Source organism: Mastigocoleus sp. MO_188.B34, from assembly GCF_030065675.1.
GTDB lineage: Bacteria > Cyanobacteriota > Cyanobacteriia > Cyanobacteriales > Nostocaceae > Mastigocoleus.
Window position 1 is genome coordinate 1 of the sequence record NZ_JASJDK010000021.1, and the last position, 22984, is coordinate 22984.

Here is a 22984-nt window from a genome sequence, read left to right on the forward strand (position 1 = left end):
AAACGCTTAAGGAGAGAACCATCTCTGGGCTAGATACCGTAAGGAATTTAGTTTAAGTGGACTCGTTGAACTAAGAATCTCCGTCCTTATAGGACGGCAGAGTGTCAACAAATACTCCTTATTTCAGTTATGCGATAAACGCCTAAGAGGCTTTCTGCGCAGCGATCGCAGAATCTAAAACTTCTGCATAATCAGCCTTATTGGGATTTTTCTGAAATAATTTCAATACTTCACCCGTATCAGGATTGAGAATTCCAACAGTCGCTGTTTTCGCTTTGTTAGCTTCAAAAAAACTTTCTAAACCTAACTTTTGAGCTTTAGCTTCTGCAGTTTCAGTAGTTCCCTTATCCGTTACATCCAAAACCACAAAATTAACTGAGTCACCATACTGCTGTTTGAGTCCGTCCAACGCAGGTTTAATTTTGCGACATCCCGAACACCATGTAGCATAAATATCAACAAGTACAGGTTTACCTTGTAGTTCCTGCGCTAATGGCTTGACATCTGCGACCTGAACAGCTTCAGGTTTGACATTCTCTACTGCATTTGTTTGACTATTTGCTTCACCCTCTGAAGCAACATTATTTTCAGATCCACAGGCTACCGTAGTAATAGCAATTCCCAAAGCACCGACTAAACCCAGCAGCTTCAACATTTTCGCGGTTAAGTTGTGTTGTTGCTTCACAGTCATGATGTCAATTGATAATAGGCTTTACCTGTTATACAAATCTCAAGCTAAATTGGATTTACTCCGGAAAAAAAAATTAAATACTATTTAATTGAATAATTCGTGTTTTTTCTGTAAAGACAAAATATTTTAAAGGTAAAAATGCTTTTAAAAGTTTTTCGGCGAAAGTGCAGCAATCAGTAGCATATTTCGGTAAATATGAAGCAAGCATTTAAAATACCACAGAACCTTTGAGTATCCATAGAGAAAAAGTATACTTTTGACATCCTTGTGTCACTTTTGTTTGTCAGAATAAAGAAGTGTAATTATTTGATGACTTGCGCGACCACTGACAAAAGCATAAAGAAAGAAGGTCAAACAGGTGTAAATAATTCATTACTGAGGTAGATGTAAATATTATGACTACACCAAAAAAGCTATCTTCTCAAAAAAATGATCGAGATACTCAGCCAGATGTTCCTACATCTCGCCAATCCATACGCAATCCAGAAAGTTGGGAAAAACCGGATTTTGAAGAACTCAATCTATGTATGGAAGTGACAGCTTATGTCGCTCGCTGGCAATAATTAATAATTTAGATACAGTTTTAGATTGACTATCGAGTAAGGGTTCCAACGAAAAAGAAAGTTTTTTCTATATTGAGTCAAGACTAGATTTAAAACCTAAATCTGCTTAAATAGCCTGGAGCACATTTCAAATAGCTATGAAAACAATTATTGATGAGGGGGTGGGAGTGTGTTGGCTCCTTTAAAGTGGTTTATTGGAATAATAGCTATCGCTTTGTTTGCGGTTGGTTGCGAAAATGTACCCGATACTTCCACTGCTGCTGAAAACGAAAATTCATCAGTAAATTCTGAATCGAGTACCAATGTTGCAAGTACCAATACTGCTACTGAAAACTTCCAAAAAACAACCTTAATTAGAGGTTTAGAACACCCTTGGAGTATGGCATGGTTACCAGATGGAGCTATGCTAATTACAGAAAGACCAGGGCGACTTCGTATTGTACGCGACGGAAAACTCGATCCAAATCCAATTGGTGGTCTTCCCGAAGTATTTGCGGTGAATCAGGGCGGATTGATGGAAATTTCGCTACATCCAGATTTCGCCAAAAATCGTTTTGTTTACCTCACCTACTCTCACGGAAGTAATAACGCCAATCGAACCCGACTTGCAAGAGCAACATTTGATGGTAAAACATTAGGTGACGTACGAGTAATCTTTGAAGTCTCCCAACCCAAGTCAGGCGGACAGCACTTTGGATCGCGTATTATTTGGTTACCCGATCGCACCATGTTGCTAGCAATTGGTGATGGGGGTAACCCACCAGTTAGGCTAGAGGGTGACTTTATTCGCAAACAAGCTCAGAATCGAAACAGTCATCTTGGTAAAGTTTTACGTCTTAACGACGATGGTTCCATTCCTAAAGATAATCCTTTTGCAAAAACTGCAAATGCTTCTCCTGCAATATGGAGTTACGGACATCGTAATATCCAGGGACTTGCTTACGATCCAGCCAACAACAGAGTCTGGTCAACAGAACATGGTGCAAGGGGTGGTGATGAACTAAATTTAGTAGAAGCAGGGAAAAATTATGGATGGCCAGTAGTTACCCACAGTAAGGAATATACTGGAGGAGAGATATCTCAAGAACGTTCTCGCCCTGGGATGGAAGATCCAAAAGTAGTTTGGACACCTGCAACTGCACCTTCAGGACTAGCTTTTTACAATGGCGTTCGCTCTGCGGATGCTCAACGAGCTAATCGCTTCAAAGAATGGAAAGGCGATTTATTTGCGGGGGGATTAGTATCTCGCGATGTCCGTCACATTGACTTAGATGAGAAAGGTAATGTTGTCAGCCAGAAATCTATTGATATTGGTCAGCGCGTGCGCGACGTTCGTCAAGGTCCAGACGGCTTGTTATATATATTGACAGATCAAGCTGATGGAGAATTAATTCGCCTTGAAGAAAAGTAAGGAGTAAGGAGTAAGGAGTAAGGAGTAAGGAGTAGTAACGAGTAATGAGTAATGAGTAAGGAGTAATGAGTAAGAAGTAAGAAATAATTACCAATTACCAATTACCAATCGCCAATAATCATGCTAGTCAAAATTTTGGGTGCAGGAGCAGGAGGAGGATTTCCTCAATGGAATTGTAATTGTCCTGGTTGTCAGAAAGCACGTAGGGGTGAAGCAAAAAGTTTAACGCAATCTTCGATCGCAGTTAGGTCTGATAATGGTCCCTGGTTTTTAATCAATGCTTCCCCTGATGTGCGTCAGCAATTGGAAATGCTACGAACAGAAGAAACAGAGCTTTCATTAAACGAAAGTAAACGTTCCAATCCCTTTGCTGGAATCATACTTACCGATGGTGAGATTGACCATACTACCGGATTAATTTTATTGCGGGAGTCCGCTCAACCTTTAAAAGTCTACAGTACATATTCCGTTAAGCGCGGACTAACAACTGGTTACCCACTTTTTTCTACTTTACAAAACTATTGCGGTGTAGAATGGTTTCCCCTCAAACCAGGAGAAAGTCTCACACCAATCAACTCCGATTCTCCCGATCTAGATGTTGAGGTATTTCCCTTATCTACTAAGCCTCCCAAATATATGCAAAAAACTAAAGGGGGTGAAGAAAACGAAAATGAAGAGAGTCACAAAACTAAAGAAGGTAACAAGAATGATGAGCCTGAAATATGGGGTATTGGTTTAACATTTCGCGATCGCAAAACTGGCGGTGTACTAACCTATACTCCAGGACTCGGACAATTAAATGATTCTTTACAAGAACGCTTTGCAAACAGTAATTGTATTTTAGTCGATGGTACTTTTTGGCAAAATGAAGAACTTCCATCATTGGGAATAGGTTCTCGTACCGCTTTTGATATGGGACATTTACCACTCTCTGGTGATGATGGTTGCATTATGAAACTTAGTAAATTAAAGTCCCAAAACTCTAAAGTACCTCAATCTTCAAAGCCACGGAAAATATTAGTTCATATAAATAATACCAACCCAATTTTGATTCCCAATTCACCCGAACATCAGGTAGTAAAAGATGCAGGTATTGAAATTGGTTATGACGGACTGACTTTAGAAATATAAACTTAAGCACTTATAAACTCGAGAAAACTTTTTCCTATTCTCTGTTTAAGTTCCGATAAGTGAATGAGTGAATTTATGCCATAAATAACTCAAGTTGCTAGTTATAAGTAAAACATCATAAATTTTTCCTAAATTCCTCGTTAATGTGATGATTTAGAAAAAATTGGGTCAAAGTCCCCCTTCTCAAGGGGGATTTAGGGGGATCTTAGAATCAACTACAATTTTCCTGAAAATACGCTCAATTAAGGTTAAAAAATGAAGTTTAAAATCCGATAAATTTAACTATCAATTTACCCCTAAATATCTTCCTTATTCACCATTTACAGCCTCTGTTCTTGTTTCTTTCTTCATTCCCATGTCACTACAAACACCACTATCATCTATCTCAGATTCAAATACTTCAGAAAAAATTTCCCAACAACCCTGGACAAAAGAAGAATTTGAAGCCAATCTGCGCGCTCAACATCGCCGTTATCACCATCTCCATCCTTTTCATCAACGTATGAATGCAGGAGAATTAAACCCTGAAGAAGTTCGACGCTGGGTGCTTAATCGTTTTTATTATCAGCAAAACATACCTTTAAAAGATGCAGCAATTTTATCAAACTGTCCCGAGCGGGATATACGTCGGGAATGGATTAGCCGTATTATCGATCATGATGGACATACCGGTTCAGAAGGTGGAATCGAAGCTTGGTTGAAACTTGGAGAAGCTGTCGGACTGGACAGAGAAAAAATGCTGAAAGGACAAGCTGTATTACCAGGTGTTCGCTATGCAGTTGATGCTTACGTTAACTTTTGCAGAACAAAACCTTGGATCGAAGCTGTAGCATCTTCCTTGACAGAATTATTTGGTCCTGATGCGATTCGCGATCGCCTGATTGCTTTGGAAAAACACTATCCTTGGATTGATAAAGCCGGATTTGATTATTTTCGAGTGCGATTAAAGCAAGCACCTCAAGATGCAAGCTATGCACTAAATTTAGTTTTGCAACGTTGTCGGACATTTGAAATGCAGCAAGCAGCAGTAGAAGCTTTAGCTTTTAAATGCGATCTTTTATGGAGTCAGTTAGAAGCAATTGAACGAGGTGAAACCCGTCCAATTATTAATCATTAGAAAAATCTGGTTACTAACAATCTGGTTATTAAAAATCTAATTACTAAAAATCTAAATTAAGTCCAATGTTAGATCGACATCAGAATCAGATTTTACGTTTATTTTTCGCTTTTGTGGCGGGATTTATTTCGGTGATTCTGTTTCACCAGGGAATGTTAGCTCTTTTAAATCTGATTAACTTTATTGAAGCTACTCCTTACCCAACAAACCCAACTCAACCTTTTGGGATACCTGTAATTGTATCAATATCATTTTGGGGTGGTGTTTGGGGTGTGATCTTAGCTGTTCTGACTCTTCCTTTACGCAATAAATTATCTTATTGGTTAACTGCATTATTATTTGGAGCAGTTGCTCCGACTGCTGTATTCTTATTTATTGTTTCACCCCTCAAAGGTATGTCGTTTGCTGGAGGTTGGGAAATCAAAAGAATTGCAACAGGATTGATGCTCAATGGTGCTTGGGGTCTAGGAACAGCTCTATTACTTCAAGTTGCAATCAATAAATTAAATACACAGCAGCCACACTAAAATATATATCTTAATTTAGTCTTTAATTTGTCAATAGATTTTACCAATTACCCATTACCCATTACCAAGCACACAGATAAAATAAATCTATTTCTAAAATATTTAATTTCCAAAATGTTCATAAAAATTCATTCAGACACTCGTCCTTATTTAGCTCCTGGAGTGCGTTTGTTTTGGGATGAAGTGAGACAACAGTCATTCCTGTTATTTCCTGAAGGTACTCTAGTACTAAATAAAACAGCTCTAGCAATATTAGAGCTTTGCAATTGCGAATGTCACACCGTAAGTGAAATTATTGCAGAACTAACCATTAAATATCCATCACCTAATATTGATGTAGATGTACATCATTTTTTATCCCAACTTGCTGCGCGAGGATTAGTTAGGTTTGAGAGCAATAAATCAAACAAAACGCCAAATAATCTATAGAATTGTCTAAATTTTAAAGCCTTTAACCATTTCAAACTTCCCACACTTCCCACACTCCCCACACCTCCCACACTTCCCACACCTCCCACACTTCCCCATCATCATGAATAGACCATTCAGCCTGGTTGCGGAACTAACCTATCGTTGTCCTTTAGCTTGTCCCTACTGTTCCAATCCCATAGATTGGGGTAGTAGTAAATATCGTCAAGAACTCGATACAAATCAATGGTTGCAGGTTATTGAACAAGCAAGAAGTTTAGGAGTACTACAACTCGGACTTTCAGGTGGAGAACCATTACTGCGTCAAGATTTAGAAATATTGGTTGAAAAAGCTGCAACTTTGGGACTCTATACCACCTTGGTAACTGCTGCAACCCTAATCACGCGATCGCGAGCTACAAAACTGCGCGAACTAGGCTTAGATCACATCCAAATTAGCATTCAAGATAGTCGCGCTTCTGAATCAGATCGAATCGCAGGAATTACCTCCTTCGAACAAAAAATTACTGCTGCACTTCTAGTCAAAGAATTAGGATTTCCCCTAACCCTTAATTTTGTCCTCCACCGTCAGAACTTAGACAGAATTGAAGAAATCCTCGAATTAGCCGAAACATTACAAGCAGATCGTGTAGAGCTAGCAAATACTCAATACTATGGTTGGGCGTTTAAAAACCGTGAAGCTTTATTACCGAGTCGCGAGCAACTTCAAAGAGCCCAACAAGCAGTGACTGCGGCTCGAAAGCGCAATAAAATTCCTATGGGTATCATTTATGTGATTCCCGATTACTATGCAGAATATCCCAAACCCTGTATGGGAGGTTGGGGAGAACGCACTATTGTAGTAACACCCAATGGAAACGGATTACCTTGTCAAGCCGCAAGTATTATCCCAAGTTTAGAATTCGCCAATATCCGCGACCATTCTTTGGAATGGATTTGGTATGAATCTCCAGCTTTCAACCGTTTTCGTGGTGATGACTGGATACCTGAACCTTGTCAAAGTTGCGAACTTACAAACGAGAAAGGTGTTCTAAGACGAGAACTCGATCAAGGTGGTTGTCGCTGTCAGGCTTTTGCGATCGCACAAGATGAAAATGCAACCGATCCAGTTTGTCATCTTTCACCTCATCACGATCGCATTGTCGCTGTTCGTAATCGCGCACAGCTAGAACAAAATTTTTCTCTAAAATATCGTCGAAAATAAAGCATAATAAAGTTACTTTTAATACTTATTTGAGATTAAATCTCTAATCGCCAATCCCCAGTCCCAAAAATTGAAGATTTGCAAACATTACTCACAAAATTTAGACTTTTTCTCAGATAAGTTGGAAAATTTAGATGTGAAGCATCCCAAAATTAGACCGTGATTGATTTTAATACCTACATAATTCTTAATAAAGACCCTGATAGATCTCAAAAAGTTTTAATCTAAAAGCTACTGGGTTATTTTTTTGCAGTCTGGAAGGCAACACTCGGAAAGCGGTAGCGCAGTCCTTGTATCCAGCCCCAAAAAAAATCCAGGCTTAACACAGGAAAAATATGATGGGAGTTTTACAAATCCGATGAGTGTTAAGGCAAGTGGTGGAAGCTCAGTTGCGCGTCCGCAACTATATCAAACTGTAGCTTTGGCAACAATTACCCAAGCAGAACAGCAAGACCGTTTTCTCGAAAGAGGAGAATTGAGTGAGTTAAGCACTTATTTTGCTTCTGGTGCAAAACGGTTGGAAATTGCCAAAGTTTTGACAGATAATTCTGAGATAATTGTCTCTCGGGCTGCCAACCGAATTTTTGTTGGTGGTTCGCCAATGGCTTTCTTGGAAAAGCCTAGGGAGCCAGAGCCGGAAATGGCAATGGCTGCTGTTGGTTCTGGGATGGATATCAAAAGAGAAATGGAACTAGGAACCGTTACCTACGTGGAAACACGAGGTGGGTTCTTAGAAAATTTACGTTCAATTTTTAATACTCCTAGTGGCCCAACACCAGCAGGTTTTAGACCCATTAACGTTACTCGTTATGGTCCTAGCAACATGGCTAAAAGTCTGCGGGACTTGTCGTGGTTTTTACGTTATGGGACTTATGCAATAGTTGCTGGCGACCCTAATATTTTGGTTGTAAATACCAGGGGTTTGCGAGAAATTATTGAGAACGCCTGTTCTACGGATGCAACCTTAGTAGCCTTACAGGAAATAAAAGTTGCTTCGTTATCTTATTTCCGTCAAGACCCAGAAGCGACGGAAATCATATCCCAATATATGGATGTTTTGATTGGAGAATTCAAAGCACCCACCCCTTCAAATAAAGTACGTCAGCGTGATAGCGTTGACCAACAAGGCTTACAACTACCTCAAATTTACTTTAATGCAGCAGAGCGCAGGCAAAAATTTGTCATGAAGCCCGGTTTGTCTGCAAGCGAGAAAAATGACGTAGTAAAAGCTGCATATCGACAGATTTTTGAACGAGACATCACCCGTGCTTACGGTCAGTCAATTTCTTATTTAGAATCCCAAGTCAAAAATGGCGACATCTCAATGAAAGAGTTTGTCCGTCGTCTTGGGAAATCTCCTTTATACCGCAAGCAATTTTACGAACCTTTCATTAACAGTAGAGCCCTGGAACTCGCTTTCCGCCATATCCTTGGTCGCGGTCCCAGTTCTCGTGAAGAAGTACAAAAATACTTTGACATTATTTCTAAGGGTGGTTTGCCAGCATTAATTAATGCTTTGGTAGATTCTCAAGAATATTCCGATTATTTTGGTGAAGAGACAGTACCCTATCTTCGCGGTTTGGGTCAAGAAGCCCAAGAATGTCGCAATTGGGGACCACAACAAGATCTGTTGAATTACAGCGCACCATTCCGGAAAATTCCCCAGTTTATTACCACATTCGCGGCTTATAACCAACCATTACCAGATCAACATCCCTATGGTTCTGGAAACGATCCATTAGAAATCCAGTTCGGAGCTATTTTCTCCAAAGAAACTCGTAATCCCAGCACTAGTCCGGCTTTCTTTGGTAAAGATACTAAGCGCCTATTAATTCACCAAGGACCACCAACTAATAATCAAAATAGCAACCCCGGAGCTAGAGGTGAGTTCCCAGGTTCTTTAGGTGCAAAGAAAATATTCCGCTTAGACCAACTTCCCGGTACAGGTACTAAAGCCAGAAGTATTCAGTACAGTGAAAGTTCAACCCAAGCTGTAATTAGAGGTGCTTATCTACAAGTATTTGGACGTGATGTCTACGACGGTCAACGACAAAAAGTCGCAGAAATAAAACTGGAAAACGGTGATATTTCTGTACGGGAATTCATCCGTACTTTGGCAAAATCTGATGTTTTCCGCAAGATGTACTGGACATCGCTGTATGTAATGAAAGCGATCGAGTATATCCATCGTCGTTTGTTAGGTCGTCCCACCTACGGGCGTCAAGAAACTAACAAATACTTTGATATCGCATCAAAGAAAGGTTTCTATGCTGTAGTTGATGCAATTATTGACAGCACGGAATACAGCGAAGCATTTGGTGAAGATACAGTTCCTTACGAACGGTATTTAACACCTGGGGGTTTAGCATTACGGAAAATGCGTCCCGGTAGCATGCGTCCTGACATTGGTCCCAAAGTCGTCAAAGAAGTTACACCTCGCTTTGTGGAGTTGGGTGCAGTTGCTGATAAACGGGGCGAACCAGATATCCAATTCCGGATTAACCAGGGTGTATCTAAACAACGGGAACAAACAAAAATCTTTAAGTTGGTTGCGGGTCTCAACGATAAGGTCGCAGTTAAAAATGCGATTCGTGCTGCATACCGTCAGATTTTTGAACGTGATATTGAACCCTATATCACCTCTTCGGCGGAATTCAAGAATCTGGAAAGTAAGTTGGGTAACGGTGAAATTACAGTCAAGGAATTTATTGAAGGTTTGGGTTGTTCTAGCCTTTACTTGAAAGAATTTTACACCCCATATCCCAACACTAAGGTGATTGAATTGGGAACCAAGCACTTCCTCGGACGTGCACCATTAAATCAAGAAGAAATTCGTAAATACAATCAAATTTTAGCTACTCAGGGTATTCGCGCCTTTATTAGAGCTATGCTTAATACTATGGAGTATGCTGAGGTATTTAACGAAGATACGGTTCCTTATCGTCGTTTTCCAACCCTTCCTGCAGCAAACTTCCCCAATACTCAAAGGTTGTATAACCAACTCACCAAACAGAATGATGACGTGGTTGTACCCAGTTTTGAGCCAGTTAAGCCCAAGATGGATGTAGCACAAATGCCAATGATGGGATTAGCGATTGCAAATATGAGTACCCAACAAGAGGGTAATTATATCGGTCGCGTAAATCAATCAGAATAAGATTTTAAGCAGAGTAAGATTTTAAACTTTATTATTCTTGCTTAAATGTTTTTGTTCTTGGCTTGGTGAACATTTTTAACACCATTTTGACTGGTAATGGGTAACAGGCAAGGGTAATAAGCGTATCAGCGAGCTGTTTTATTCAAGCGATATCAATAGTTATATCGATTGAGGTAAACATCTGTTATAAAATATGCTTTAACTAATTGCTAATTACCCATTACCAATGTGTACAAATATGACATGATATAAAATTATGTCATTGCTTCAGTATTTACGTGGAGATACCTGTCAAAAGTATTTTTTTGAAAAAACCTGTCTTTTTTCGAAAGGCTTTGTTTGAGAACTGGACAAATTTTTGCAAATAAAAACAGCAATCATAAGGTTTATATTTTGAACAATAAAACCACTAATGAGTTCGCTAAATTCAGAAAATTCAAATTTCAATTTAAGTTCAAATTGCAATTTGAATTCAATCTGTCAGCGATAGATATGAGTAAATTCATGGAATCGCAACAAGAGTTTACAAAGTTCTCAAACTGCAAGTATCATAGTAATTCTGAAAGAAAATGTTACAAACTGTTAAAAACAGTCATATTTACTCATCACAATGCCCGAAAATATTTCCGAGGAAGACAAGTTAAAAAAGCTTAGTGCTTCTTTAGCCCTCCCCGTGAAAAGGTGCAATTAATACTTGTCCAGGGTAAAGCTTTTAGCTCCCTGTGAAGTAAATGTTCTACCCAATGTCGGGCTGTGGGAGTGTTACTGAGTGAAACTCAGTTGGTCTATAAATTCACACCAGTTTAAGTAAACCTGGTTTTATCTAGTATTGGAGGAATCCAAATCATGAGTATCGTCTCAAAATCTATTGTGAATGCGGATGCTGAAGCCCGTTATCTCAGCCCCGGCGAACTAGATCGGATCAAAAGCTTTGTTACCAGCGGTCAGCGCCGCCTCCAAATTGCTCAGATGTTGACTGACAACCGGGAACGGATTGTTAAGCAAGCTGGCGACCAGCTCTTCCAAAAGCGTCCTGACGTTGTTTCTCCTGGTGGTAACGCTTACGGTCAAGAAATGACTGCAACATGCTTGCGGGACATGGATTACTACCTCCGCTTAGTTACCTACGGTATCGTTGCAGGTGACACTACTCCCATCGAAGAAATTGGAATTGTGGGCGTACGTGAGATGTACAAGTCTCTTGGAACTCCCATTGATGCAGTTTCTGAAAGTGTACGTGCGATGAAGGGTGTTGCGACCGGTATGATGTCTCCAGAAGATGCTGCTGAAGCTGGCTCTTACTTCGACTATGTAGCTGGTGCTCTCCAGTAAACAGAAACATCCCTAAATTATCCACAAAAAGCAGTATTACAAAACGCTTGTAAATAAGGAATCGACAAGATGCAAGACGCAATTACCTCTGTCATTAATTCTTCAGACGTTCAAGGTAAATACCTTGATTCTTCTGCGATGGATAAGCTCAAAGGTTATTTCGCTACTGGTGAGTTGCGCGTACGTGCTGCAACCACTATCAGCGCTAACGCAGCAGCTATCGTTAAAGAAGCAGTAGCTAAGTCCTTGTTGTACTCTGATGTTACTCGTCCCGGCGGTAACATGTACACTACTCGCCGCTATGCAGCTTGTATCCGTGACTTAGATTATTACCTCCGCTATTCCACCTATGCAATGTTGGCTGGCGATCCCTCCATTCTCGACGAACGCGTACTTAACGGTTTGAAAGAAACCTATAACTCTTTGGGTGTACCTGTTGGTTCTACCGTGCAAGCAATCCAAGCAATGAAAGAAGTTACCGCTAGCTTGGTTGGTCCTGACGCAGGTAAAGAAATGGGCGTTTACTTCGACTATATTTGCTCTGGCTTAAGCTAGGAGTTCTAGCACTTAATAAGGTGCTTTTGTAATCTTGTTAAGGTCTGGAAATCAGCCGTGAGTGTTAAAGTCTGATATTGCTTATCTTCTTCAGATGATGATTGATGAGTGTTGGTGCTTTAGTATTGACGTTTGATTTCCAGCCTTTGAATAATTAGATAAAGAAAAATTCTGTTATTTTTGAAATAAGCAATTTTCCACTTATTATTTGGGGACTTTACACCATGCGAATGTTTAAAATTACAGCTTGCGTTCCTAGCAAAACCAGAACTCGTACCCAACGCGAATTACAAAATACATTTTTTACTAAGTTAGTTCCTTACGAAAATTGGTTCAGCGAACAGCAACGAATTCAAAAAATGGGTGGAAAAATTGTTAAAGTACAACTAGCTACAGGAAAGCAAGGAACCAATACTGGTTTACTCTAATTTATTTTTTGACAAATTAAATATGCAAGTTAAATATTTTTTTTAAGGGAGTTGCAAAGGGGTCAGTGGGGACCTCTTTTTTGTCTGAATAATTGTCAAATCTCTACAAACTTCTAGTGTTACAATTATAAATCTTTAGAAAACTGAAATATTAAAATACTCTCTAGGTATTCAGATTCTGAGTATTAATATTCAAAAATAACTAATATTCAAAAATAACTTCTCTAGCCATGTCATATATAGCAGTACATCATTAGGTTAGGAGATTCATAAATGCTAAAACTTATGATTATTAAAGTTTAGACTTGCACTTAGTGTCATAACTGTTAATTAAGGGAATACAAAATATTTATGAAACCATAACTTCCTTATATAAAGTCAAGGCACCAATAACTAAAATCAATATAAGTGGGATAGTGACAAACTGACCATCTATTTCTAACAATTCAGCGATCGCATCATCAAGTAAAGCAGCAAGTAAAGCTGTAACACACATTATTAATGTTGCAGGTACAGCATCTTTAATTGACCACCGCAACTTATAGAACCCAGTGAAAATATTCATTAAAATTGCGGTGAATAAGCCGATAACCATTACCCAAAATTTAGGCATAGACTAATAGATTGTTCCTAAAATCATATACAAGCAATAGTGAGTAAGAGCTAGTTACCATAACATATTCTCAGAAAAATATTACTAAACTTGGAATTTTACCCTTCGGAAATATCGTACGACTCTGGGCATAGAGGGTAGCAAAAGATATTCAATTTTAAGATAAGTATGAGGATAATGTTACATTCGAAAAGATTTGAAAAGTTTGATATTTTTTAACATCGTCAGTTTTGTTTTTCATCGTTTTGTTCTATCGATTTTCATTTGACTTGCGCGTAGCGCTATATTTCACGAATTTGATCGTGAGATAATGCATTACATGATTCTTCAACCCGTCGCACAAAATATGAAGAAACGGATAAATTCATCAACGAAAGTAGAGTCGGTATGAAAGCTGCTTATAATTTGCAGTTTGTGATTCTCTCTAAAAAAGAAACGAGTATTTAGGAAACTGCGGTCTTCACGGTAAGATATTCTGTGAGAAATCCAAAATTTCTTTATCTGGAGATGTCTTAGATTGGGTTATCTGCAAAATATTTCCTGTATGACTTAGTGCAATTTTTGTTTACAAGTCATCACCAATTACCTAATTACCAACTCAACCCAAGGAAGTATTGCTTCCAAGCAACAATCCACCATATTTTAGATCGGTGTTAAAGTTTTTAAAAACGTTAATAACTTTGAAAAGATTTGTGTCTAATACTGGACATATAGATTAATAATGGATACATCAAATTTTATTCGTACTTTTCTATATTCATTACGTCGAATTAGTTTTTTATTTTTAAGCATATTTACAGCACTAATATTAATCACCTGGAATAACTCAATCCTATTGTCTGCATCATCAAATCCAATCAATAACTTTCATTGGAGAAGTGTAAATATTCAGGGAATGGGCTATGTCACAGGTTTAGTGGTTTCTCCATCAGCGCCCTATGATGTTTACATCCGTACAGATGTGGGTGGAGCTTATCGCTTTAACAGAGATAAAAACCGCTGGTTACCCCTAATGGACATGTTCGATACCAGCTTTTCTGGGGGTGGAGTTGGAGTCGAAAGCGTAGCAATAGACCCCCAAAAAAATGGAAGAGTCTATGCTGCAATCAATCGCCGTAGCCGAACATTTGACGACAACGGCAAATTAAAGTACAAATACTCAGGCGAAGTTATCGTCTCTGATAATCGAGGCAAAACTTGGCGTCCAAGTAATTTAGGCAGTAAAAATATTTTTGTTGGTCCCAATGAAGCTTATCGTTCCGATACTGGCGAACGCTTAGTTGCAGACCCCAACCAGGAAGGTTTAGTATATTTTGCATCCCGTCGAGATGGACTATGGCGATGGGATGGTAAAAGTGATTGGCAGCAAGTATCTGGAGGTTTACCGGATCCTAGTAGTTTGCCAAAGTATAAGAAATCCAATGGAAAAATAAATAAGAAAATTCCTGGCTTTACATTTGTCGCCTTCGATAAAAGTACTGGCGCTCCCAATCAACCCACTCAAACTATTTATGTTGGTGTTCATGGTAGTGGTATGTGGCAAAGTAGGGATGCAGGAAAATCTTGGAATAATATCGTTGGGGAAAAAAATCCTTTACGAGGTGTGGTGGCATCTGATGGTACTTTGTATGTTAGCTTTGGCTCTCGGGGCAAAAAAGGAAAAAAATCACCTAGAAGTCTGAAGAAATATCAACAAGGAAAATGGACTGATATTAGCCCGGATGGCAACGATAAAGTTTACTCATCAGTAACAGTCCAAGCAAATCAACCCAATATAGTGATGGCTGTTTCGGGTAAATATGTTTATCGTTCCGAGGACAGCGGTAGGAATTGGCGGAAGCAAACCATGGAAATGAGTGCCAAAAATAAATCCCTCACCCAAGATGTTAATACCTCCGCACCTGGCTACTATCATGAGGATGCTTCCAGTGGAGCCGCTGCTATTTTTATCGATCCTGGTAATCCCAAACAGGTTTGGTGGACTAATGGTTGGGGGGTAGCACGAACCGATGATGTTACAGCTTCTAATCCTGACTACAAATGGTTGATGGAAAATTTAGAAGAATTGGACGCAAATATGGTAAGAGTCCCACCCAAACCTAAGGATGAGGGAGGAGCAGATTTATTAAGTGCAGTACATGACACCATAGGTTTCCGTCACGTCGAACGTTACCAAGTACCAAATAGCAAAATCAATCCTATTAATCTTCCCATAAACCCAGATTTTAAATGGGCTAATCCGAAATGGCAACATTATCCCATTCCCTTTCCCCATGTCGCCGGCGCAACAGCTATGGACTACGCCTACAAGAAACCCGACTATGCAGCTTTTGTCGGTTTTCACCAATGGCAGGGGAATTGGCCAGTTCATGGTATCACTAATGATAATGGTAAAACATGGACAGCTTTTGCTTCTGTACCCGAAGAAAATTTATGGAAATCCGATGGCTCAGAACAATACAAAGCATTTGCAATTGGCGGTCAAATTGCTATGTCTCCAACCAACCCCCAAAACATGGTTTGGACACCAACTTGGGGAACTTGGCCTCACTATACTAAAGATGGTGGTAGAACCTGGGAACTAGCTTTCAATTTTGATCATCCACCAAGACCAGATGATTACGATCCAAAAAATAACGATCACGCCCACTACGAAGCCTTACCCAAAGCTTGGTCAAATACAATTTCACCCTGGTTGAGTTCGTATATCTTAGCCGCCGATCGCCAAGATCCAAAAGGGGAAACCTTTTATTACTTTAATGGTTCTACTTTCTTCTACAGTAATGATGGTGGTTCCAACTGGCGTAAAGGTGCTGATAGTGGTTTTCCTAATTGGCTCATTCGTCCAACCATAGTATCTAACCCCACCCAGCAAGGCGATGTCTGGATGAGTTTCGCCCGCAATCCGGAAGATGTTAATGGGAATAAACTTTACCATTCATCAGATGGGGGCAGAACTTTTAATACTGTTTCTTCTGTTGACACCTGCGAATTTATTACCTTTGGTAAAGGTAAATCTGATAAACAGCCTTATATGTACATATTTGGACGAGTCAATGGAGCGACAAAAGATGCGATATATAAGTCGGAAAATATGGGTAAAACTTGGATAAGAATTAGCGATCCCGAACGCTTACAATTTCCTGGTTTGACTTGGCTAGAAGGTGATATGCGAACCCCAAACCTAGTTTATGCAGCTTTAACTGGTCGTGGAATCATGATCGGTGAAACACTTAGCTGTCAACCGCAAGAGTTATCTTTGTATTTACACAGGTAATATGCTGCTAATCTGTAATTGCTAGATGCCTGTACCTATAAGTAAAGGTTGAGAAGGCTGTAATACTTGGCTAGTAAACGCTAAGACTGCATCATATGTAAATATACACAACGTATTAACTGATAACTGGTAACTGATAATCAATTTAGACTGGGTGCATATACCATCTATAGAACAAACAAATAAATAAATCATAATAAACAATCAAAAACGTAAAATTTTTGTGAAGTGTTTATTTTTCTATTGATAATTTTCACAAACATATGATGTCAAATAATTGTCAAATTGATTATCAATTAATTTTTAACTATTTTATACTCAAGTATCAAATTCATGATGTTGTCTTTTAAAGATTAAGACCGACATATCAAGGGTTTGGTAGAACGAATCATATCTTGCCCTAAAACGACAGTATTAATTGCAACCATTTACAAAGTTTTATTCTACGTGATTTTTAAAATAGCTATTTTTTTTCTATTTTGTTCCAATTACTGTTGTGATAATATCTGAATGAAAAAATTTATAATCCTGCTTGCTAAAGTGTGATTTTATTCGGAACAAAGATGTTAATTGTCTGTACAGTTCGCTTTTATAGTTATTTATGATTGTCTGAACTTAGTCAAACTATCTATATTCTTGCGTGTAATTGACAACAGTGACCAATAAAAAAAGAGATAACTACTATTGTGAATCTAAAAGTCAACAGGAAAATATTACTAGACACAAATTGTGTTGCTCTGCCGACAGCCATAACCGTATCGTATCTCAAACCTGCATTTTTCAATCAAAGCAAATATTTACAACATTGAGAAAAGTGTTTAACTCAGTTTATACAGTTTATAAACAATGTTGTGCAGCATTTTGCCACCTAATCTTGTGTAGGCATAATATACATTTAGTTTAAAATTTTTTAGTATCATATCATCTATAGATATTTGTGATTTAACTGGCTTTCGTCAAAGAATAAATGACTACAAACTAATTCTTCATAAAAAATCATGTGTTATTTAACATCCTATAAGTGAATGCACTGCGATATCTCCAGAAAAAATTAAAACTGAACCGTATTCATTTATTTATACGTCAGAAAACATGCAGCGACTCTGGGAAAAAATTAACTATCACAATTTATTAAAATTTTCGGGCAGTCGATATTTGGGAATCCAATCATTCCCAAGTCAATTGATTGAAAATTTTTTCTTTTTTTTGAGATTACAAATTCACTACTTGAGGTAAGATAATTCCACACTTTACCTTAAACGGAGAAGAACTTTCAGCTATCTGCTACTAACATATTTGCGAGTGTGGTTTTGCTCAAAACAGAAGTACAGTTTTAATTTATTTTTTTAACTCAATTTATGTTTTTCACTACAAAGCCACTTTATTTCTCGTCTTTTGGCTGCTAGCAGAAAAAATAATAAGCTCCCTCGGAACATATGTAATCTTAAAACTTTTCTGGATACTAACAACGGAGGAAACACTGACCTATTTTCAATCTAAACACGCAAGTTTCCTCGCTGGTAGTACAACTCAATTAAAACGTACTAAAATCATTGCAATGCAAAGCTTTTGAATCAAAGTTTTGAGAATCATTGCACGATGATGTAATTCACCGATATCGATCAACTCAATTTTGCTTCCAGCAGAGGTAAGGAATGCCTATCAGTAACAAGCAGCAGTTAAAAACAATGGTCCGCCAACTACCCAAGCTAATTAATGGGAGACACTCGGATGCGCTTGTCCAGAGACTTGAAGCATTGAGTGAAGCAAGCGGTAGTGAGTTCGTATCAAGATTGATTCGAAAAGACGTCATTCCCCACAGAGATACCATTGACGATCGCATTCCCTGGCTTTACAAAGTATTGCTGGAAAAAAGCGGAAGCAGCGAGATTTGCAATTACTTAGCAGGAGAACTAGCAGAAGTTGCAGAAAGGATTGAGGATCTAGAAGCCGATATCGTACACATCAAGGCAAAAAAGACCATTCCCAAAATAATCGTGATCGGTAGTGTTGTTGTGGCTTTCCTCAGTCTAGCTGGTGCAACTGCCTTTGGGATCTACAAAACAAGAGAAAATGCTATGTCCGGACAGCGAGTTGAAGAAGCTCGCTCTCAAGCTGTTAAGTTGAAAAAGCAAAAAGTAAGCATGGACAAGCAAATTACAGATCTCAAAAAACAAGTAGAAGCAGGGAAAGAAGAAATTAAATCAACTCAGAATGTAGCTCTTGAAAATCAGAAATTAAAAAAAGAAAATAGCGTTCTTAAAACTAAAATAGAAAAAGAAATTAATAATTTAACTGAAAATGAAGTTGCCTTAAGATCTGCAAATCAATTTGCTGCTGAAAATAGACGACTCAAAAATCAACTTGCGATTCTCAGAAGCAGAAATGAATCCCTTAATAATAATCTAGAAAAAGAAAAAGAAGCAGCAAAATCAGCGGAACAGGTAATCACTGAGAATGAAAAACTTAAAAAAGAGAATAGTCGTCTCAAAGGTAAGAACGAAGAACTCAAAGAACGTTTGTCCCGTTGTAAAAATCCAGGATTCCTATCACTTGTGGGTAACTCTAAGTGTTAATTGATTTGTTAAATGATTGTGTGACATCAAATTTACCTGTTTGAAAATACCTTTTGCTGACCGTTCGCTCCCTCGAAGCGTTCGGTTTTTATTTATAGTGGATATTTTCAGAAAATTTAGATATTTTAGGGATTTTTTTTAGGGATTTTTCCCAATTTATGAAATTTTCATTCTTGATGTTTAATCTCAAATATTAATCTCAAATAATTGAACAAAATTGGTTTAATATTTTGTTGAGTGATAAAACAGGGAATTGATTATATAAATCAATATTAAATCTATAAATAGTTTTGCCTACCTAATTATTTTTTTTCATTTTCCCATTCAATTTTTAAATTTACCGGGTAATACAACATTGATGGTGCAATAAATACTGTGAGTATGTCACCCGGAAATAAGAGTTAACCAAAAAAGTTGTACGTTTTGCTTTTGTATTTTATTTCACAACCATAGCAATATAAGCTATGGAACCAATTAAGTTAACTCTAAGTATTTTTCCTACAAAAACTCACACTGCATCTTTAAATAGAGCATAAACTCTGCTGGCACCATTTATCCTATCTCCTTATGCACATAAACCAAGTCAAACATATGCAATCTCTCCCTTCCAGCAAGAACAAAATATCTAAAAATCAGGAAAAGAGCAGGAATCAAACTTATACTTCCCCAAAATTATTTCTGAAATTAAAACCAGTATATTTGTTACATTGTAATGTTCCTTAGATATCACAGACTAACTTGAATCTAAAATTTTTCATAGATAAAATTATTACACCTTACCTGTAACAATCGTGAATATACGTCGCTTAATACCATTTTTAGACGACTCTGTTTCCAGTTGGGCATTGGAAGCACGTTTATTACGCTGGTTAACCTTAATTTGGCTATTTGTTGGTTTAGTAACCCTCTTTTCTGCATCTTTTGCGGTTTCCAGCGAGCGCTTAAATGACGGGATGTTTTATTTTAAACGCCAACTCATATGGGTTGGAGTGGGCTTAATTTTATTCAATATTGTTAGTAATATTCCCTTACGTCAGATTACTCGGTCTTCTCATTGGTTTATTTTCTTATTCTTAATTTTAATTTTTTTGACTTTGGTTCCAGGACTGGGAAAAACAGATTTGGGTGCAGCACGCAGATTAGCAATAATACCGATTCAACCTTCAGAATTAATCAAACCCTTTTTGGTACTACAAAGCGCCCGATTATTTGCTAGCTGGGATCGTCTTAGTTGGGGGGTTCGCTTGAGTTGGTTGGGTGTTTTTTGTTTGGTCGTTTTGGGAATTTTGGCGCAGCCGAATTTAAGTACAGCTTCTTTGTGCGGAATGACAGTTTGGCTAGTAGCTCTAGCAGCAGGATTACCCTACAAGCAACTAACAGGAACCGCTCTCACAGGAGTTGGTTTAGCAATTTTGAGTATTAGCATCCGAACATACCAACGCAGACGAATTATGTCATTTCTTAATCCTTGGGCGGATCGGAGAGGAGACGGTTACCAATTAGTGCAAAGTTTACTTGCAATTGGTTCGGGTGGAGTATCCGGTGCAGGATTTGGATTGTCCCAACAAAAACTTTACTATTTACCAATTCAAGATACCGACTTTATTTTTTCGGTATTTGCTGAGGAATTTGGTTTTATTGGCAGCATGACATTATTAACAATGTTAGCTCTTTATGCCACTATGGGTTTAATTGTCGCTCTCAAATCAGAAAATATTGTTCATCGACTAGTTGCAATGGGAATGACTCTGTTGATGGTAGGACAATCATTGCTTCATATTGGCGTGACTACTGGGGCTTTACCAACCACGGGTTTACCTTTACCTTTGTTTAGTTATGGGGGTAATTCAATGATTGCAAGTCTGCTTGCAGCTGGATTATTAATTAGAGTTGCACGTGAGAGTAATGAAGCAGAAGTTGTACAATTACGAGAAGACGATCGCAAAACACCAAAACGGAGAAGTCGAAGATTCTTCAGCTAAAATAGTCAGGAAGAAAATTGGCTCATATCTCACTACAGAATCTGGTTAGGTATAAGTTTTCGGACAAATCCAGTTGTTTATATATTGATGCAGTTCAGTTAAGTTTTTTTTTAAACAAATAACACCGTAGAAACGCAACAGAGTCTAACGCGCTAATGCTAATAGCGCCATAGACAAATATTGGCGCTAAAGCGCTACTACAAACAAATATATTTTTTATAAATAATTAAGTGGAAATAATATCAAATATCCTCTGAGATACCAACTACAAAACAATTAAATCTGCTTGATTAAAACGAAATATTTTTTGATAAACAATATTTTCTAATTTTTTTCTAAAACAAAAATATATTTTCATTCTCTTGTTTCATAGCGAATTTGAAGTAATTTAGGTACAGATTAAAAGCTTAAACTCATGTTTAAAGCACATTGTAATCCTGTTTCCTGTCTTCTTACTGCTTTTAGCAATAGTCTGATGCCGCGAATAGTTATGTTAGATATCCAAAGTTGTATTTTTATACATTCACTCAATAAATTACTATCTAAAACTATTAATTTAACAGATATGATAATTTTTTCAGTTATCAATCTAATTGAATTTCCCACTTTTTTAAAAAATATTCTCAGATATCTTTTCTAAATGATTTCAGATTGCTGTAGAATCTCTACAAGATTTTATCACCCTATATTCAAAACATGAATAAAATTAATGTTAATAACAATAAAAATATAACGGCCAAAGAACCTTGGTATGTTGCAAATTTATCATTTTTTTTTCCTGGTGTAGGACAAATTTATTCAGGAAATAAATTGAAAGGATTGATTTTTATAATTAGTAAAATTTTATTATCATTGTGGATGCTCTGGATCGTTATTTTTCCGGAAAAACACTTATTGCGTGATGGTCTAATTTGGTTATTATTGTATGTTTTTGTTGGTAACTGGAATTTAATTGATGCTTATCTATCTACAAAGATAAGTAACCCACCAGCTTTTGAAAGTAACAGAAAAAGTAAGAAGGATCCTTGGTTCGCAGTATTATTATCACGAATAATACCTGGAATTGGTCATATTTATATTGGCTCTTATTTTGTGGGAATAATTTTGATTATTATTTCACTCGCTGCTTACTTAATCCCTGTTGGTCATGCAATTTTATTTTTAGTTTTACCTTTCAGTATTTATCATGTATACATTAATTCTCCGGAAAGAAGAGAGAAGTCGAAAAAAAAGATTACCGGAATTGTTCTTGCAACAGTACTATTACCAATATTTGTTTGGATACCTTCAATCTTTTTTATTACAAATATAGTTGCAGAAGCACAGTGGATAAAATCCAATGCAATGCAACCAACTCTAAATGGGAATCAAAACCAATGGGATGCAGATAATTTTATAGTGGATAAGTTTAGCTACAAATTCCATAAACCAGAACGTGGCGATATTATAGTCTTCTCACCTACTGAAACCCTAAAAAAGGAAGAGTATACAGATAATTTCGTTAAACGTATCATTGGCTTACCTGGAGAGAAAGTAGAATTAAAAGATGGCAAGGTTTACATCAACGACAAACATTTATTAGAAGATAGTTATGTAGAACAAAACCAATCTACATTAGTTGATGTTTGTATTTCAGGATCGCAGCCTGTATTTATTTCTCAACCAATAATAGTTTCAGAAAACTCATATTTTGTTCTAGGAGACGATCGCAACATTAGTTATGACAGTCGCTGTTGGGGATTAGTACCAAAAAATAACATTATTGGTAAGGTATCAAAAATTTTCTTTCCCATTGCCCGTGTAAGGTCTCTTTAGTGTAACTTATTGGAACAGAACTTTTGTTGTCTATCCGCTTCTAGGTTGTTTTTGTGACTTTCCGATCCTTTCTACTTGATTACAAATACAAAGCTCAAGACCCCGCACTTATATAACTAATTATTCTGTCATAGAGCCCTGATTGCGCTAAAATTCAAGCAGTGTAGATATTTTGT

At 37.6% G+C, this 22984-nt stretch carries 16 protein-coding genes and 1 pseudogene; 15 read left to right on the forward strand and 2 right to left on the reverse strand.

The window, feature by feature from the left end:
• Positions 1-142: 142 nt before the first annotated feature.
• Complete coding sequence (locus QNJ50_RS07780; protein ID WP_300633788.1) at positions 143-691, reverse strand: thioredoxin domain-containing protein; 549 nt, start codon at positions 689-691, stop codon at positions 143-145.
• A gap of 395 nt (positions 692-1086) precedes the next feature.
• Here QNJ50_RS07780 and pqqA point away from each other — a divergent pair, with 395 nt between their 5' ends.
• The 11 genes and pseudogenes from pqqA to QNJ50_RS07835 all read left to right on the forward strand — a co-directional run bounded on the left by pqqA (position 1087) and on the right by QNJ50_RS07835 (position 12545).
• The gene (gene pqqA, locus QNJ50_RS07785) at positions 1087-1254 is read left to right on the forward strand and encodes a pyrroloquinoline quinone precursor peptide PqqA (RefSeq protein WP_300633790.1); all 168 of its coding nucleotides are present in this window, start codon (positions 1087-1089) and stop codon (positions 1252-1254) included.
• Between the two features lie 169 nt (positions 1255-1423).
• Positions 1424-2665, forward strand: coding sequence for a PQQ-dependent sugar dehydrogenase (locus tag QNJ50_RS07790; protein WP_300633792.1), 1242 nt, complete (start codon positions 1424-1426; stop codon positions 2663-2665).
• A gap of 120 nt (positions 2666-2785) precedes the next feature.
• Entirely contained in the window at positions 2786-3796 is a 1011-nt protein-coding gene (locus QNJ50_RS07795) for a pyrroloquinoline quinone biosynthesis protein PqqB (protein ID WP_300633794.1), read from the forward strand.
• A 355-nt stretch (positions 3797-4151) separates the two neighbouring features.
• Entirely contained in the window at positions 4152-4913 is a 762-nt protein-coding gene (pqqC, locus tag QNJ50_RS07800; protein ID WP_300633795.1) for a pyrroloquinoline-quinone synthase PqqC, read from the forward strand.
• Positions 4914-4978: 65 nt separating this feature from the next.
• Positions 4979-5440: a hypothetical protein gene (locus QNJ50_RS07805; protein WP_300633796.1), complete on the forward strand. Its 462-nt coding sequence runs from the start codon at positions 4979-4981 to the stop codon at positions 5438-5440.
• A 114-nt stretch (positions 5441-5554) separates the two neighbouring features.
• Complete coding sequence (gene pqqD / locus QNJ50_RS07810; protein WP_300633797.1) at positions 5555-5869, forward strand: pyrroloquinoline quinone biosynthesis peptide chaperone PqqD; 315 nt, start codon at positions 5555-5557, stop codon at positions 5867-5869.
• Between the two features lie 103 nt (positions 5870-5972).
• Positions 5973-7073 (forward strand): pyrroloquinoline quinone biosynthesis protein PqqE, encoded by a 1101-nt coding sequence (pqqE, locus tag QNJ50_RS07815; RefSeq protein WP_300633798.1) that lies wholly within the window; start codon positions 5973-5975, stop codon positions 7071-7073.
• Between the two features lie 358 nt (positions 7074-7431).
• Positions 7432-10182: pseudogene (locus QNJ50_RS07820) on the forward strand (phycobilisome rod-core linker polypeptide); the annotation flags it as partial.
• An 894-nt stretch (positions 10183-11076) separates the two neighbouring features.
• Entirely contained in the window at positions 11077-11562 is a 486-nt protein-coding gene (apcA, locus tag QNJ50_RS07825) for an allophycocyanin subunit alpha (protein ID WP_027845263.1), read from the forward strand.
• A gap of 69 nt (positions 11563-11631) precedes the next feature.
• Positions 11632-12117, forward strand: coding sequence for an allophycocyanin subunit beta (gene apcB / locus QNJ50_RS07830; protein WP_027845264.1), 486 nt, complete (start codon positions 11632-11634; stop codon positions 12115-12117).
• 224 nt (positions 12118-12341) lie between these two features.
• A complete protein-coding gene (locus QNJ50_RS07835; RefSeq protein WP_027845265.1) occupies positions 12342-12545 on the forward strand; it encodes a phycobilisome linker polypeptide in 204 nt (67 codons plus the stop codon).
• A 349-nt stretch (positions 12546-12894) separates the two neighbouring features.
• Here QNJ50_RS07835 and QNJ50_RS07840 read toward each other — a convergent pair whose 3' ends face one another.
• A complete protein-coding gene (locus QNJ50_RS07840; protein ID WP_300633802.1) occupies positions 12895-13158 on the reverse strand; it encodes a hypothetical protein in 264 nt (87 codons plus the stop codon).
• 721 nt (positions 13159-13879) lie between these two features.
• Between QNJ50_RS07840 and QNJ50_RS07845 the strand changes: the two genes are divergently transcribed.
• From QNJ50_RS07845 to lepB, 4 genes are all read left to right on the forward strand, one after another.
• Positions 13880-16435 carry a sialidase family protein gene (locus tag QNJ50_RS07845; RefSeq protein WP_300633804.1) on the forward strand — a complete coding sequence of 852 codons (2556 nt, stop codon included), beginning with the start codon at positions 13880-13882 and terminating at the stop codon, positions 16433-16435.
• A 1655-nt stretch (positions 16436-18090) separates the two neighbouring features.
• On the forward strand, positions 18091-19011 hold the full coding sequence (locus QNJ50_RS07850; RefSeq protein WP_300633806.1) for a hypothetical protein: 921 nt from the start codon (positions 18091-18093) through the stop codon (positions 19009-19011).
• A 791-nt stretch (positions 19012-19802) separates the two neighbouring features.
• Complete coding sequence (locus tag QNJ50_RS07855; protein ID WP_300633808.1) at positions 19803-20993, forward strand: FtsW/RodA/SpoVE family cell cycle protein; 1191 nt, start codon at positions 19803-19805, stop codon at positions 20991-20993.
• Between the two features lie 696 nt (positions 20994-21689).
• Entirely contained in the window at positions 21690-22808 is a 1119-nt protein-coding gene (gene lepB / locus QNJ50_RS07860; RefSeq protein WP_366914232.1) for a signal peptidase I, read from the forward strand.
• Positions 22809-22984 lie beyond the last annotated feature (176 nt).

Excerpts from the sequence above, each read along its gene's own strand:
- QNJ50_RS07780 (WP_300633788.1), bottom strand. The coding sequence starts at position 691 with ATGACTGTGAAGCAACAACACAACTTAACCGCGAAAATGTTGAAGCTG.
- pqqA (WP_300633790.1), top strand. The coding sequence starts at position 1,087 with ATGACTACACCAAAAAAGCTATCTTCTCAAAAAAATGATCGAGATACT.
- QNJ50_RS07795 (WP_300633794.1), top strand. The coding sequence starts at position 2,786 with ATGCTAGTCAAAATTTTGGGTGCAGGAGCAGGAGGAGGATTTCCTCAA.
- pqqC (WP_300633795.1), top strand. The coding sequence starts at position 4,152 with ATGTCACTACAAACACCACTATCATCTATCTCAGATTCAAATACTTCA.
- QNJ50_RS07805 (WP_300633796.1), top strand. The coding sequence starts at position 4,979 with ATGTTAGATCGACATCAGAATCAGATTTTACGTTTATTTTTCGCTTTT.
- pqqD (WP_300633797.1), top strand. The coding sequence starts at position 5,555 with ATGTTCATAAAAATTCATTCAGACACTCGTCCTTATTTAGCTCCTGGA.
- pqqE (WP_300633798.1), top strand. The coding sequence starts at position 5,973 with ATGAATAGACCATTCAGCCTGGTTGCGGAACTAACCTATCGTTGTCCT.
- apcA (WP_027845263.1), top strand. The coding sequence starts at position 11,077 with ATGAGTATCGTCTCAAAATCTATTGTGAATGCGGATGCTGAAGCCCGT.
- apcB (WP_027845264.1), top strand. The coding sequence starts at position 11,632 with ATGCAAGACGCAATTACCTCTGTCATTAATTCTTCAGACGTTCAAGGT.
- QNJ50_RS07835 (WP_027845265.1), top strand. The coding sequence starts at position 12,342 with ATGCGAATGTTTAAAATTACAGCTTGCGTTCCTAGCAAAACCAGAACT.
- QNJ50_RS07840 (WP_300633802.1), bottom strand. The coding sequence starts at position 13,158 with ATGCCTAAATTTTGGGTAATGGTTATCGGCTTATTCACCGCAATTTTA.
- QNJ50_RS07845 (WP_300633804.1), top strand. The coding sequence starts at position 13,880 with ATGGATACATCAAATTTTATTCGTACTTTTCTATATTCATTACGTCGA.
- QNJ50_RS07850 (WP_300633806.1), top strand. The coding sequence starts at position 18,091 with ATGCCTATCAGTAACAAGCAGCAGTTAAAAACAATGGTCCGCCAACTA.
- lepB (WP_366914232.1), top strand. The coding sequence starts at position 21,690 with ATGAATAAAATTAATGTTAATAACAATAAAAATATAACGGCCAAAGAA.